The sequence below is a fragment of the Streptomyces sp. NPDC038200 genome (genome assembly GCF_055600785.1).
Genome location: NZ_JBVJYH010000014.1, coordinates 214,644 through 227,479 on the forward strand (window position 1 = coordinate 214,644; position 12,836 = coordinate 227,479).

Consider the following 12,836-nt stretch of genomic DNA (forward strand, 5'->3'; position numbering starts at 1 on the left):
CCCGGCCGGGGATTCCCCTGCTATCCATCCGGGATGACCGTGTATTCCCCGGACGCCACCGACTGGCGCATCCTCGAAGTCCTCCAGCACGACGGGCGGGTCAGCTACGCCGAGCTGGCGCGGGCCGTGTCCATGTCGCCGAGCGCCGTCACCGAGCGGGTCCGGCGGCTGGAGGAGACGGGCGTGATCCAGGGGTACGGGGCGGTGGTCGACCCCGAGAGCCTGGGCCTGCCGATCCTGGCGTTCGTGCGGCTGCGCTATCCGAACGGCAACTACAAGCCGTTCCACGACCTGGTCGCCGCGACGCCCGAGATCCTGGAGGCGCACCACGTCACGGGTGACGACTGCTTCGTCATCAAGGTCGCCGCGCGGTCGATGTCCCATCTGGAGACGGTCGCGGGCAGGATCGGCGCGCTGGGCTCGGTGACCACCAGTGTCGTGTACTCGTCCCCGCTGCCCCGCCGGCCCGTCGCTCCCGGGGATGCCCTCGGTGCCGAGCGCCGGGGCCGCTAGGGCCTCTCGTTTGGATCATGCCGGGCTCGCGGGCCCTGGCACCGCGCCCTGATCCGGCCTGATCCGAACGAAAGACCCTAGGCCCCCCGCTGCCGCAGCGCCGACCCCGACCGGCCCTTGACGACCTCCAGCTGGGCATGGACGCGGCGGCGCAGGTCGGCGACGTGGCTGACGATGCCGACGCTGCGGTCGCGTTCGCGCAGGGCGTCGAGGACGTCCAGGACCTCGTCCAGGGTCTGGTCGTCCAGGCTGCCGAAGCCCTCGTCGATGAAGAGGGTGTCCAGGCGGACGCCGCCCGCTTCGTCGGTGACGACGTCGGCGAGGCCGAGGGCGAGTGCGAGGGAGGCGAAGAAGGTCTCGCCGCCGGAGAGGGTGGCGGTGTCCCGTTCCCGGCCGGTCCAGGCGTCGACGACATGGAGCCCGAGTCCGCTGCGTCCGCGCCCGGTGCGGTCGTCGGAGTGAACGAGGGTGTAGCGGCCGGACGACATGCGCTGGAGGCGGACGGTCGCGGCGGCGGCGACCTGTTCGAGCCGGGCCGCCAGGACGTACGACTCCAGGCGCATCCTGCGTTCGTTGTCGGCGGAGGTGCCCGCGGTGAGGGCGGCCAGCCGGGCCACCCGGTCGTACTCCTCGCGCAGCGGGGCGAGCCCGCGTACGGCTTGGACGGCCCGCGCGGAGAGGCGGTCCAGCTCGGCGCAGCAGCGGGCGGCGGCGTCGCGTGCGGAGCCGGCCTCGCGCAGCCGCCGTTCCGCGTCGGCCGCCGTCCGTTCGGCCGCGGCCGGGTCGGCGGGCGGCCGTTGGGCGGCCTCGGCGGTGCCGGTCTCGGCGAGGACCGCGCGCACGGCGGCCTCCTCCTGCTGCCAGGCGTCCAGGCGGTGCTGCAGTTCGCGGTGGGCGGCAGGGTCCAGCAGGGCCTCCGCCGCGGCCTGCGGGGTGTCGAACCGGGCCCGGTAGGCGGCGTCGGCCAGCCGGGCGTCGGCGTCCTTCAGCCGCTGGGCGGCGTCCTCGGCGGCCCGCACGGCGTCGGCGGCGTCGGTGAGCCGTGCCGCCTGCCGTTCCAGCTGTGCGGCGCGCGCGGCAACGCTGTCGGCGCTGCCCCGCGCCTGTGCCAACTCGGCTTCGAGCTGGGTCTGTTCGCGCTCCAGGGTGTCGCGCCGGGTGAGCCGGGAGGCGGCCCGTACGGCGGCCTGCTGGCGGTCGGCGAGCCGCTGCTCACGCTCCTGCTCGACGCGCCGCAGCTCTTCCTGGGCGGGGTGCAGGGCGGAGGCCGCGCGGCGGGCGCGGGCGTACTCCTGCTCCAGTTCGCCGGCCTCGGCGGCGAGCCGGTCGGTGGGGGTGTCGCCGGCCTCGGCGGTGGCGGCGGCCAGTGCCTCGCGGACCACGCCGAGGCGCCGTTCGTCCTCGGCGTGCTGCTCCTCGGCCCGTCGGCTCGCGGCGAGGGCGCTGTCCTCGGTCCGGCGGTCGACATGTCCGGCGTCCTTGCGGGCGGGCGCGGGATGTGCGGTGGCTCCGCAGACCGCGCAGGGTTCGCCGTCGGTGAGGTGGGCGGCGAGTTCGGCGGCAATGCCGTTGAGCCGCTGTTCCTTGAGCTCCAGCCAGTGGGCGCGGGCGTCGAGGGCGCGCTGCCGGGCGGCACGCGCGCGCTCCTCGGCCTGTGCGAGGTCGGCGGTGAGCCGGTCTCGGGTGCGGGCGGCGTCGAGCCGCCGCTGCATGGGGGCGCGCTGGACGGCGAGCTGTTCGGCGCGGGTGGCGGCCTCCTGGGCCGAGTCGATGCGGGTCTGGAGGGCCGCGCGGGTGCCGTCCCAGTCGGCGAGCCAGGTGTCGGCCTCGCGCAGGACGTCCTCGTCGGCGCGCTCCTGCCGGTCGAGTCCGGTCCGTTCCGCGGCGAGTTCGGCGAGCCGGCGTTCGGCGCGCCGGGCCGCGTCCAGGCCGCCCAGCTCCTCGGCGGCCCGGCGGGCGGCCGCGGTGAGTCCGCTCGCGCCGGCGTCGGCGTGGGCGTCGGGGAGCAGTGCGCGGGCGCGTGCCTCGGCCGCGGCGGCCCGGCGGTGTTCCGCCTCGGCGGCCTCGCGCAGCTCCAGCGCGGGGGCGACGGCCTCCGCCCTGCGGGCCCGCTCCATGCGTTCCCGTGCCTCGTGATGGGCACCGGCCCGCTCCTGGAGGCGCTCGGCGCGCTGCCGGGCCTCGGCGAACCGGCTCTGTGCGCGGGCCAGTTCACGGACGTCGTCCAGGGTGCGCCGGGCCGTGGCGTGGGCGGACTCGGCGGCGGAGAGACGGCAGTGGGCGACGGCGAGGCGTTCTCTGGCGGTGCTGCGGGCGACGGCGGCGGCGCCGAGGACGGCCTCGGCCAGGCCGGGGTCGCCGGGGGCCAGCTCGGGCAGCTCCATGGCGTCGCCGGCCTCCTGCTGCATGCGGTGGGCGTCCGCGAGCAGGGCGGTGTCGCCCTCACGCACGCGTGCCTCGGTGGCGCGGCGGCGTTCGGCGAGGCGCTTCTCGACGTCGGCGAAGCGCTGGGTGTCGAAGAGGCGGCCGAGGAGCCGGCCCCGGGCCTCGGCGTCGGCGCGCAGGAACCGGGCGAAGTCGCCCTGGGGCAACAGGACGACCTGGCAGAACTGCTCGCGGCTCATGCCGAGCAGTTGTTCGACCTCGGTGCCGATCTCCTGGTGGGAGCGGCTGAGGTCCTTCCAGGCGGCGGTCCGGGCGTCGTACTCGCGCAGCCAGGTCTGGGCCTTGTCGACCGTCATGCCCTTGCCGCGCAGCTTGGGCCGCTCCCAGGGAGGCTGCCGGGTGATCTCCAGCCGGCGTCCGGCGACGGTCAGTTCGAGGCGGATCTCGGTGCGGGTGCCCCGCTGGGCGTGGTCGCTGCGCAGGTTCATGCCCTGGCTGCTCTGCCGGGCACCGGGGACGGTGCCGTACAGGGCGTAGCAGACGGCGTCCAGGACGGAGGTCTTGCCCGCGCCGGTGGGGCCGTGCAGCAGGAACAGGCCGGCGGCGGAGAGCGCGTCGAAGTCGACGGTCTGGGAGCCGCCGAAGGGGCCGAAGGCGGTGATGTCGAGCCGGTGCAGCCTCACCGGGCCACCTCCCGTACGGCGGCGTCGGCGCGCACGGCGTCGAACGCCTCGCGGAGCACGGCCGTCTCGTGCGCGTCGGGTCCGGCGCCGCGCACATGGGCGACGAAGTCCTCGGCGATCTGCTGGTCGGTGCGGTCCGCGAGGCGGCGGGCGTAGGACACCCGTGGGTCGTCCGGGGCGCGGTCGGGGGCGAAGACGAGGCTGAGGGTGTGCGGGAAGCGCTCGGTGAGCCGGGCCATGGGGTCGGCCGGGCGGACGGGGTCGGTGAGGGTGGCCTCGACCCAGGCGTCCTCGTGGCGGGCCAGCCCCGGGTCGGCGAGGAGGTCGTCCAGGGTGCCGCGGATCCGGGCGAGCGGGCGGGGCACGGGGCAGTCGACGCGGTCGGCGGTGACCGCGCCGTCCGCGTCCAGGTCGATCAGCCACATGCTCTTGCGGTGGTCGGCCTCGGAGAAGGAGTAGGCGAGCGGCGAGCCGGAGTAGCGCACGCGCTCGGTGAGGGTCTGGCAGCCGTGGAGATGGCCGAGCGCCACGTAGTCGACGCCGTCGAAGACACCGGCGGGGACGGCGGCCACCCCGCCGACGGTGATGTCCCGCTCGCTGTCGCTGGCCTGGCCGCCGGTGACGAAGGCATGGGCGAGGACGACGGAGCGGGTGCCCGGCGCGCGGGTGGCGAGGTCGGCGCGGACGCGGTCCATGGCGGCGCCGAGGACGGCCTCGTGCCCGGCCTTGTCGACGGCGAACTCGTCCTTCACCAGGGCGGGTTCGAGGTACGGCAGGCCGTAGAAGGCGACGTCGCCGTGGGCGTCCCGGAGGAGCACCGGCGTGCCGGCCGCGGACGGTTCGGTGCGCAGGTGGATGCCCGCGCGGTCGATGAGTCCGGCGCCGACGCCGAGCCGGCGGGCCGAGTCGTGGTTGCCGGAGATCATGACCGTGGGCACGCCGAGGTCCGCGAGGCGATGCAGGGCGGTGTCGAACAGCTCGACCGCGGCGAGCGGGGGCACCGCGCGGTCGTACACATCGCCCGACACGACCACCGCGTCCACCGCGCGCTCACGTACGGTGGTGACGAGGTGACCGATGAACTCGGCCTGGGCCCCGAGCAGGTTCACCCGGTGGAAGGCCCGGCCGAGATGCCAGTCGGACGTGTGCAGCAGTCTCATGAGCCCCGAGACTATCGGCCGGGTCCGACATCACGGCCGGTAACTCCCGTTTCGGCTCGTCATGACCCGCACCCGACAGGGAGTTTATGTCCGGTTAGCGGCAATTATCAGGCGTCCCCGTAGGCTTCGCCGCCCAGTTCGAAGCCGGCTGTGCCCGCCGTCACATCGGCGAGCCAGCCCCGGAAGGCGTCCACGTCGGCGTCCGGAAGGCCGATCTCGAGGGTGACGGCCTCGCCGTAGCGGACGTCCCGCACCTCGCGGCCGGTGGCGCGCAGGTCGTTCTGGACCTTGCCCGCGCGCTGGTGGTCGACGGTCACCGTGGCCAGCCGGAAGCGGCGCCGGGTGATCGTGCCGAGCGCGTCCAGGGCCTCGCCGACCGAACCGCCGTAGGCGCGGATCAGTCCGCCGGCGCCGAGCTTGACGCCGCCGTAGTAGCGGGTGACGACGGTGACGACGTACCGCATGTCGCGGCGCAGCAGCATCTGCAGCATGGGCACGCCGGCGGTGCCGCCCGGTTCGCCGTCGTCGCTGGCCTTCTGCACGGAGGCGTCGGCGCCGATGACGTAGGCCCAGCAGTTGTGGGTGGCGTCGGCGTGCTTCTTGCGCACGGCGGCGACGAAGTCCTGGGCCTCCTGCTCGGTGGCGGCCGGGGCGAGGGCGCACAGGAAGCGGGAGCGGTTGATCTCGGTCTCGTGCACGCCCGCGCGGGCGACTGTGCGGTACTCGTCCTGCATCCCGCCAGCCTATGTGAACGCCGGGACGCTCCTCGGCTAGGTCTTCCTCCCGCGCGGGACGGTGAAGGAGGTGAGCAGCGCCGCACCCGGGGCGAGGGCCGGCCAGCCGGTGCCGTGCCAGGTGAGCACGGCGATCGCGGAGGTGGGGAACTTCTCCCGCACCCGCTGCAGCGAGTCGTCGAGGCCGTCCGCGGCCAGGGCCTGCACCAGCTCCGCGAGGCCCGGGTTGTGCCCGACGAGCAGCAGCGTCCGCACGTCCGCCGGCACCTCGTGCACGACCTCCAGCAGGTCCGGCACGTCGGCCGCGTACAGCCGCCGGTCGTAGCGCACCGGCGGTGGGGTGGCCCACTCGGCGGAGACCAGCTCCCAGGTGCGGCGGGCGCGCACGGCCGTGGAGCACAGGGCGAGGTCGGGCAGGGAGCCGGCGGCGAGGGCGCGCCCGGCGGCGGGGGCGTCGCGCAGCCCGCGCTGCGCGAGCGGTCTGCGGTGGTCCTCGACGCCCTCGGGCCAGGCGGACTTGGCGTGCCGCAGCACCACCAGCCGGCGCAGCGGGCCCGTGCCCGCCGGCTGGTTCACGTCAGGCTCCCGAGATCGCGCGCGAGGTCGAGGGCGAGCAGGCGGTCGGCGTAGGCGAAGGTCTCGAAGCGGGCGCCGTCCGGGATGCCGGGTGCCTTCTCCACGTCGCGCAGGACGCCGAGCACCGCGGGCAGGTCCAGGTCGTCCTCCCAGGCGGCGCGCAGCCGCTCGCGCACCTCGCCGGGGACCGGCCGTGAGGGCCGCCGCGCCCAGCCGGCGACGGCCCGCCGCCAGCGGGCGAGGCTCCGCGCGGCGGCGTCGAGCGCGGCGGGGTCCAGCCGTACGGGTTCGCTCCGCGGGACGGCGAGCAGGGCCAGGCGGAGGGCCGCGGGGTCGGCGAGGAGTGCCGCGAGCGCGGCGGGGGGAACGGCGTCCGCAGCGGCGTCCGGCGCACCGCCGCGGGCCCGCTCCTCCCGGGCCCCCGTGCGCCCGGCCGCCTCGCCGGTCCCTTCCGCCCATGCCGCGGCAGCCACCGCGACCAGCGGCCCCTGCCCCGGGGGCTCCCCCGGGCCCCGGTGCGCCACATGGACGGCCTGGGCCTCGCCGAGTCCCGACGCGAGGTCGCGGCCGTCCTCGAAGGGGCGGATGGCGAGGTGGGTGGCGGCCGTGCGCAGTTCGGGCTGGTCCCGGGGCGCGGTGAGGATCGTCCAGACGGGGGTGCCGCCCAGTTCCAGGGCCCGGACCAGCAGGTCGGCGGTGAGCAGCACCCGCAGGGCGGTGGGGTCCAGGCCGGAGGCGTGGGCCTCGATGCGGGTCAGGCCGCGGCGGGCGGGCGCGGCGGAGACGGGCTCACCGGTTCGGGCGTCGAGGATGCGGAGCACGGGCTGAGCGTAGGCGGGCGCGCGGCCGTATGCAGCAGCTTGCACCGATTCCGGACAGCGTGGCGGGGTACGGCGGGAATCCGGACCCACCGCGGTGATGTTGCCACGGCACACAGTTCCCCGCAGTCCGAGGAGGCAGCCGATGTACGGCGACGAAGCGACGGTCCGCAGGATCCTGAACGAGCTGGGCGACACCTGGGCGGTGGTCGGCCTGTCCTCGAACCGGAGCCGGGCCGCGTACGGGGTGGCACAGGTCCTCCAGCGGTTCGGCAAGCGGATCGTGCCCGTGCACCCGAAGGCGGAGACGGTGCACGGGGAGCGGGGTTACGCCTCCCTCGCGGACGTCCCCTTCGCGGTGGACGTGGTCGACGTGTTCGTGAACAGCGAGCTGGCCGGTCCGGTGGCGGAGGAGGCCGTGGCGAGGGGCGCACGAGCGGTGTGGTTCCAGCTCGGCGTCGTGGACGAGGCCGCGTACGAGCGGACCCGGGCGGCGGGCCTGGAAATGGTCATGGACCGGTGCCCGGCGATCGAAATTCCCCGCCTGAGCGTGTGACTCTTCTCCTTCATCACAATTCTCCGCTGAATATTGACATTCGCTCGCCACCTCTGACCTGTGTGAAGCCCGTCTTCAAGACAGGCAAGATCCCAGGTCAAGATTTGGAAAACAGTCTTTTGCCGACGCGGAAGACATTCCTAGCCTGTGGCCTCCTTGCTCGTTAATTCTGCGTTCACGAACTGAGAGGCCACTTGACATGGCGAAAGTCGACGCCTTGCCACAGGCCACGACGGAGTCCGGCGGTCTGCGCCGAGATGTCGGACTGATCGGTCTGATGTGGGCCTCCGTCGGCTCCATCATCGGCTCCGGCTGGCTGTACGGCGCCGAGAAGGCGGTCGTGGTGGCCGGCCCCGCGGCGATCATCTCGTGGGTGATCGGCACGGTGGCCATCGTGCTGCTCGCCCTGGTCCATGCCGAGCTGGGCGGCATGTTCCCGGTGGCGGGCGGCACGGCCCGCTACCCGCACTACGCCTTCGGCGGCCTGGCAGGCATGTCGTTCGGCTGGTTCGCCTGGCTGCAGGCCGCCACCGTGGCCCCGATCGAGGTCGAGGCGATGATCGGCTACGCCGGTCACTGGAAGTGGGCCCAGAGCCTGCAGCACACCGACGGAACACTGACGACCAGCGGATTCCTCACCGCCGTCGCCCTGATGGCGATCTTCGTCGGCGTCAACTTCTTCGGCGTCCGCGCGCTGGCGCACACCAACAGCGCGGCCACCTGGTGGAAGATCGCCGTCCCGCTCGGGGCGATCTTCGTCATCGCGGCGGGCAACTTCCACGGGAGCAACTTCACCTCGGAGGGCTTCGCGCCGTTCGGCATGAAGGGCGTCCTCGGCGCCGTCAGCTCCAGCGGCATCATCTTCGCGCTGCTCGGCTTCGAGCAGGCGATCCAGCTGGCCGGCGAGAGCCGCAACCCCAAGCGCGACCTGCCGCGGGCGACCCTCGGCTCGGTGGCGATCGGTGCCGTGATCTACATCCTGCTCCAGATCGTGTTCATCGCCGCGCTGCCGCACGCCTCGTTCGCGCACGGCTGGGCCAAGCTCGACTTCGCCGGCATCAGCGGCCCCTGGGCGGGCCTGGCGACCCTCGTGGGCCTGGGCTGGCTGGGCTGGGTGCTCTACATCGACGCGATCATCTCCCCCGGCGGCACCGGGCTGATCTACACCACCGCCACCTCGCGCGTCTCCTTCGGCCTGGCCAAGAACGGCTACGCGCCCAAGGCGTTCGCCAAGACCGACAAGCGCGGCGTGCCGTGGTTCGGCCTGCTCATGTCGTTCGTCACCGGCGTGGTCTGCTTCCTGCCGTTCCCGAGCTGGCAGGAACTGGTCGGCTTCATCACCTCGGCGAGCGTGCTGATGTACGCCGGCGCGCCGCTGGCCTACGGCGTCTTCGCCGACCGGCTGCCGCACCACGAGCGCCCCTACCGGCTGCCCTTCGGCAAGTTCATCTCGCCGGCGTCGTTCGTGGTCGCGAACCTCATCATCTACTGGGCCGGCTGGGACACCCTGTGGCGGCTGGGCTTCGCGATCCTGCTCGGCTATGTGCTGCTGGGCTCCTACGCCTGGTACGCCACCGCGACGCGGAAGCCGGACGCCCCCCGGATGGACTTCAAGGCGGCGCAGTGGCTGCCCGGTTACCTGCTCGGCCTGGGCGCGATCTCCTGGCTGGGCGGCTTCGGCGGCCGGGGCACGATCCCGATGTACTGGGACATCCTGGTCGTCGCGGCCTTCTCCCTGGCCATCTACTACTGGGCCAGGGCCACCGCCTCGAAGACCGAGGCGATCGAGCGCAGCATCGAGGAAGTCGTGGTCACGGACATGCCCGCGCACTGATCCGCTCCGCTCGTCAACCACGGTGTCCCGTCGGCCCTGCTGACGGGACACCGTCATAATGCTCGCGTGATCTCTCCTTCCCCCCACTCCGACTCCCCTTCCGCCTCCCGTTTTCCAGTGGTCGTCGTGGGTGCCGGGCCGGCCGGCCTGACCGTCGGCAACATCCTGCGGGCCGCCGGTGTCGACTGCCTGGTCCTGGAGACCGAGAGCCGGGACTTCATCGAGCAGCGGCCCCGCGCCGGGGTGATCGAGGAAGGGGCCGTGCGCGGTCTGGAACGACGGGGCCTGGCCGGCAACCTGCGGGAGCGTGCGGAGCGGCACGCCGCGTGCGAGTTCCGCTTCGACGGGCACAGCCACCGTTTCCCGTACGCCGAACTGACGGGACGTCACCACTGGATCTATCCGCAGCCCCTGCTCGTCACCGATCTCGTGCGCGAGTACGCCGACGTGCGCGGCGGGGAGATCCGGTTCGGCGTGCGGGACGTCCGCCTGCACGACCTGGAGTCGGACCGGCCCGCCGTCTCCTACACCGACCCGGACACCGGCGAACGGCGGCTGGTGCACTGTGACTTCGTGGCCGGCTGCGACGGGGCCCGCGGGCCGAGCCGGGCCGCGCTGCCGCCGCGGGCGCGGGTCTCCCGGCACGACTACGGCATCGGCTGGCTGGCGCTGCTGGCCGAGGCACCGCCGTCCGCGGACTGCGTGCTGTTCGGCATGCACACGGGCGGGTTCGCGGGGCACATGCCGCGCAGTCCGGAGATGACCCGCTACTACCTCCAGTGCCCGCCCGGCGACGACCCGGACAACTGGTCGCACGACAGGGTCTGGAGCGAGCTTCAGCGGCGCCTGCGCGCGGCGGGCCGACCGCCGCTGACGGAGGGGCGGCTGCTGGAGAAGCGGGTGCTGGACATGCACAACTACGTCGTCGAGCCGATGGTGTTCGGCCGGCTCTTCCTGGCCGGCGACGCCGCGCACCTCGTCGCGCCGATCGCCGCGAAGGGCATGAACCTCGCCCTGAACGACGCGTTCCTGCTCGGCGACGGCCTCGTCGCCCACCTCACCGGAGGCGACCGCACGGGCCTGGACGGCTACTCGGCGGCGTGTCTGCGCCGGGTGTGGGACTACCAGGAGTTCTCGCAGTGGCTCTCGGAGATCTACCACGGCGCCTCCTGCGGCGATCCCTACCGCGCCGGCACCACGCTGGCCCGGCTGCGCCGGCTGTTCTCCTCACCGGTCGCGGCGGCGGCCTTCGCCGAGCAGTACCTGGGCACGGCCGGCACCTACTGAGCGGGACCCCGTGGAAGGTGCGGCGGCCAGACCCCCCGGTGCGGCGCCGCACCACCCGGCTCACCGCTCGGCGAGGCGGTGGTCCGCGGTCCGCAGGGCCTCCTCGACCAGCCGGCGCACATGCCCGTGGCGCAAGGAGTAGATCACCCGGCGCCCCTCCTTGCGGGTCTCCACGAGACCGGCGAGCCGCAGCCGGGCGAGGTGCTGGCTGACGGCCGGGCGTGCGGCACCGCACGCCTCGGTGAGCGTGGTGACGTCGGCCTCGCCCGCCGTCAGCGCGTGCAGCAGGGCGAGGCGGGTGCGGTCGCCCAGCAGGGAGAGGAGTTCGGCGGCGAGCGCGAACCGCGCATCGCCCGGGCTGCGCGGGTGCGCATGATGCGCAGGTGACAGGTGCATGCGTGCGCTCATACGCACATAATTGCTCCGTGGGCGCCCTGCGTCCACTCCCGCACACCGGAAGGGGATCGACGTGAGCGACCGGCACCCCGACGAACGACCCGCGCACGGGCTTCCGCACGGCGGCACGGAACACCGGCGGGAACACGCACCCGACCACGACGACCACGGCCGCGTTCACGGGCACGGGCACGACGACCGCGAGCACGAGCACGGGCGCGGGCACGACGACCGCGAGCACGGGCACGACGACCACGTGCAGGGGCCCGGGCACGGCCACCGCACCCGCTCCCCCGGTGCCCTGCCCCGTCTCGCCCACCGCCTCGCCCACCTCCTCACCCCGCACTCCCACGAGACCGCCGACAAGGTCGACCCGGCGCTGGAGTGCTCGGCCCGCGGGATGCGCGCGCTGTGGGTGTCGCTGGCCGTGCTCGGGACGACCGCGCTGGCGCAGGCGGGCGTGGTGGCCGTGTCCGGGTCGGTGGCGCTGCTCGGGGACACCGTGCACAACGCGGCGGACGCGCTGACCGCCGTCCCTCTCGGCATCGCCTTCGCGCTGGGCCGGCGGGCGGCGACCCGCCGGTTCACCTACGGCTACGGCCGCGCCGAGGATCTCGCGGGGCTCGCCATCGTGCTGACCATCGCCGCGTCCGCGGCCTTCGCCGCGTGGGTGGCCGTCGGGCGGCTGCTCGACCCGCGCCCGGTCGCGCAGGTGCCGGCCGTCGCCCTGGCCGCGCTGCTCGGCTTCGCCGGCAACGAGTGGGTGGCCCGGTACCGGATCCGGGTGGGCCGGGAGATCGGCTCGGCCGCGCTCGTCGCCGACGGACTGCACGCCCGTACCGACGGCTTCGCCTCGCTGGCCGTGCTGCTGGGCGCCGGCGGCTCGGCACTGGGCCTGCGGTCGGCCGACCCGGTGGTGGGACTGGTGATCACGGCCGCGATCGTGCTGGTGCTGCGGGACGCGGCGCGTGAGGTGTTCCGGCGGGTGCTGGACGCCGTCGACCCGGCGCTGGTGGACCGGGCCGAACGCGCGGTGCGCGAGGTGGCGGGCGTGCGGGAGGTGGGCGAACTGCGGCTGCGCTGGATCGGGCACCGGCTGCGGGCCGAACTCGCCGTGGTGGTGGACGGCGAGGCGACGGTACGGCAGGCGCACGCGATCGCCGTCGAGGCCGAGCACGCCCTGCTGCACGCGGTACCGCGGCTGACGGCCGCCCTGGTGCACGCCGACCCGGCACCGGTCCCGGGCGAGGCGGACCCGCATCTGGCACTGGCCCACCACGCGGCACCCTGAGGGTCAGGCGACGCCCAGCCCCTCCAGCACGACCGCGCCGGGCAGTTCGGCCAGCGCCTTGCCGGGCACCAGGAGCTTGCCGCGCCGACGGCCGCTGCCGACCAGGACGTAGGGCAGGTCGGCGACGGCCGAGTCGATCAGCAGCGGCCAGCCGGTGGGCAGTCCGACCGGGGTGATGCCGCCGTACTCCATGCCGGTCTCGCCGGTAGCCGTCTCCATGGAGGCGAACGATGCCTTGCGGGCGCCGAGTTGGCGACGGACGGCACCGTTGACGTCGACCCGGGTGGTGGACAGCACCACGCAGGCGGCGAGCGAGGTCGCACCGGCGCGCTTGCCGGCGACCACCACGCAGTTCGCGGACTGCTCCAGCAGCTCGCGGCCGTAGTGCTCCACGAAGACGGCCGTGTCGGCCCAGCGCGGATCGGTGTCGACGTACAGGATCCGGTCGGCGGGGACCGTACCCTGCCAGTCGCGCACGGCGTCGGCGACGGGGGCGGTCAGCTCGTCCAGGCAGTCCGGGGCGGGGGTGGCGGTGTCGAAGTCTCCGATGGGTGCGCGCATGGCCGCACGCTAGCAAGATCCGGCCGGCCGCCGTACCGGCGT

The 12,836-nt window shown here is 74.2% G+C and carries 12 protein-coding genes; 5 read left to right on the plus strand and 7 right to left on the minus strand.

The window, feature by feature from the left end:
• The first annotated feature begins 33 nt into the window (after positions 1 to 33).
• Positions 34 to 513 (plus strand): Lrp/AsnC family transcriptional regulator, encoded by a 480-nt coding sequence (locus ACZ7KF_RS26875; protein ID WP_471080037.1) that lies wholly within the window; start codon positions 34 to 36, stop codon positions 511 to 513.
• Positions 514 to 590: 77 nt separating this feature from the next.
• Here ACZ7KF_RS26875 and ACZ7KF_RS26880 read toward each other — a convergent pair whose 3' ends face one another.
• The 5 genes from ACZ7KF_RS26880 to ACZ7KF_RS26900 form a co-directional block, all read right to left on the minus strand.
• Positions 591 to 3,581 carry an AAA family ATPase gene (locus ACZ7KF_RS26880; protein WP_471080040.1) on the minus strand — a complete coding sequence of 997 codons (2,991 nt, stop codon included), beginning with the start codon at positions 3,579 to 3,581 and terminating at the stop codon, positions 591 to 593.
• The gene (locus ACZ7KF_RS26885) at positions 3,578 to 4,741 is read right to left on the minus strand and encodes an exonuclease SbcCD subunit D (protein WP_471080042.1); all 1,164 of its coding nucleotides are present in this window, start codon (positions 4,739 to 4,741) and stop codon (positions 3,578 to 3,580) included. Before ACZ7KF_RS26885 ends, ACZ7KF_RS26880 begins: the two co-directional genes overlap by 4 nt.
• Before the next feature lie 107 nt (positions 4,742 to 4,848).
• On the minus strand, positions 4,849 to 5,475 hold the full coding sequence (locus ACZ7KF_RS26890) for a YigZ family protein (RefSeq protein ID WP_471080045.1): 627 nt from the start codon (positions 5,473 to 5,475) through the stop codon (positions 4,849 to 4,851).
• A gap of 36 nt (positions 5,476 to 5,511) precedes the next feature.
• Positions 5,512 to 6,051: a SixA phosphatase family protein gene (locus ACZ7KF_RS26895; RefSeq protein ID WP_471080048.1), complete on the minus strand. Its 540-nt coding sequence runs from the start codon at positions 6,049 to 6,051 to the stop codon at positions 5,512 to 5,514.
• Complete coding sequence (locus ACZ7KF_RS26900) at positions 6,048 to 6,872, minus strand: hypothetical protein (protein ID WP_471080051.1); 825 nt, start codon at positions 6,870 to 6,872, stop codon at positions 6,048 to 6,050. The genes ACZ7KF_RS26895 and ACZ7KF_RS26900 overlap by 4 nt, the downstream gene beginning before the upstream one ends.
• Before the next feature lie 142 nt (positions 6,873 to 7,014).
• Between ACZ7KF_RS26900 and ACZ7KF_RS26905 the strand changes: the two genes are divergently transcribed.
• The 3 genes from ACZ7KF_RS26905 to ACZ7KF_RS26915 all read left to right on the plus strand — a co-directional run bounded on the left by ACZ7KF_RS26905 (position 7,015) and on the right by ACZ7KF_RS26915 (position 10,546).
• Entirely contained in the window at positions 7,015 to 7,425 is a 411-nt protein-coding gene (locus tag ACZ7KF_RS26905; protein WP_471080054.1) for a CoA-binding protein, read from the plus strand.
• Between the two features lie 199 nt (positions 7,426 to 7,624).
• Positions 7,625 to 9,259 carry an APC family permease gene (locus ACZ7KF_RS26910; protein ID WP_471080057.1) on the plus strand — a complete coding sequence of 545 codons (1,635 nt, stop codon included), beginning with the start codon at positions 7,625 to 7,627 and terminating at the stop codon, positions 9,257 to 9,259.
• 66 nt (positions 9,260 to 9,325) lie between these two features.
• Positions 9,326 to 10,546 carry a 4-hydroxybenzoate 3-monooxygenase gene (locus ACZ7KF_RS26915; protein WP_471080060.1) on the plus strand — a complete coding sequence of 407 codons (1,221 nt, stop codon included), beginning with the start codon at positions 9,326 to 9,328 and terminating at the stop codon, positions 10,544 to 10,546.
• 60 nt (positions 10,547 to 10,606) lie between these two features.
• Here the strand turns inward: ACZ7KF_RS26915 and ACZ7KF_RS26920 are convergent, their stop codons facing one another.
• A complete protein-coding gene (locus ACZ7KF_RS26920) occupies positions 10,607 to 10,954 on the minus strand; it encodes an ArsR/SmtB family transcription factor (protein WP_471080063.1) in 348 nt (115 codons plus the stop codon).
• Between the two features lie 244 nt (positions 10,955 to 11,198).
• Here ACZ7KF_RS26920 and ACZ7KF_RS26925 point away from each other — a divergent pair, with 244 nt between their 5' ends.
• Positions 11,199 to 12,233, plus strand: coding sequence for a cation diffusion facilitator family transporter (locus ACZ7KF_RS26925; RefSeq protein ID WP_471080129.1), 1,035 nt, complete (start codon positions 11,199 to 11,201; stop codon positions 12,231 to 12,233).
• Between the two features lie 3 nt (positions 12,234 to 12,236).
• On the opposite strand, the gene ACZ7KF_RS26930 is transcribed toward ACZ7KF_RS26925, so the two are convergent.
• On the minus strand, positions 12,237 to 12,794 hold the full coding sequence (locus tag ACZ7KF_RS26930) for a YbaK/EbsC family protein (RefSeq protein ID WP_471080065.1): 558 nt from the start codon (positions 12,792 to 12,794) through the stop codon (positions 12,237 to 12,239).
• Positions 12,795 to 12,836: the final 42 nt, after the last annotated feature.

Coding starts and splice junctions, on each gene's coding strand:
- ACZ7KF_RS26875 (WP_471080037.1), top strand. CDS start 34: ATGACCGTGTATTCCCCGGACGCCACCGACTGGCGCATCCTCGAAGTC.
- ACZ7KF_RS26885 (WP_471080042.1), bottom strand. CDS start 4,741: ATGAGACTGCTGCACACGTCCGACTGGCATCTCGGCCGGGCCTTCCAC.
- ACZ7KF_RS26890 (WP_471080045.1), bottom strand. CDS start 5,475: ATGCAGGACGAGTACCGCACAGTCGCCCGCGCGGGCGTGCACGAGACC.
- ACZ7KF_RS26905 (WP_471080054.1), top strand. CDS start 7,015: ATGTACGGCGACGAAGCGACGGTCCGCAGGATCCTGAACGAGCTGGGC.
- ACZ7KF_RS26910 (WP_471080057.1), top strand. CDS start 7,625: ATGGCGAAAGTCGACGCCTTGCCACAGGCCACGACGGAGTCCGGCGGT.
- ACZ7KF_RS26920 (WP_471080063.1), bottom strand. CDS start 10,954: ATGAGCGCACGCATGCACCTGTCACCTGCGCATCATGCGCACCCGCGC.
- ACZ7KF_RS26930 (WP_471080065.1), bottom strand. CDS start 12,794: ATGCGCGCACCCATCGGAGACTTCGACACCGCCACCCCCGCCCCGGAC.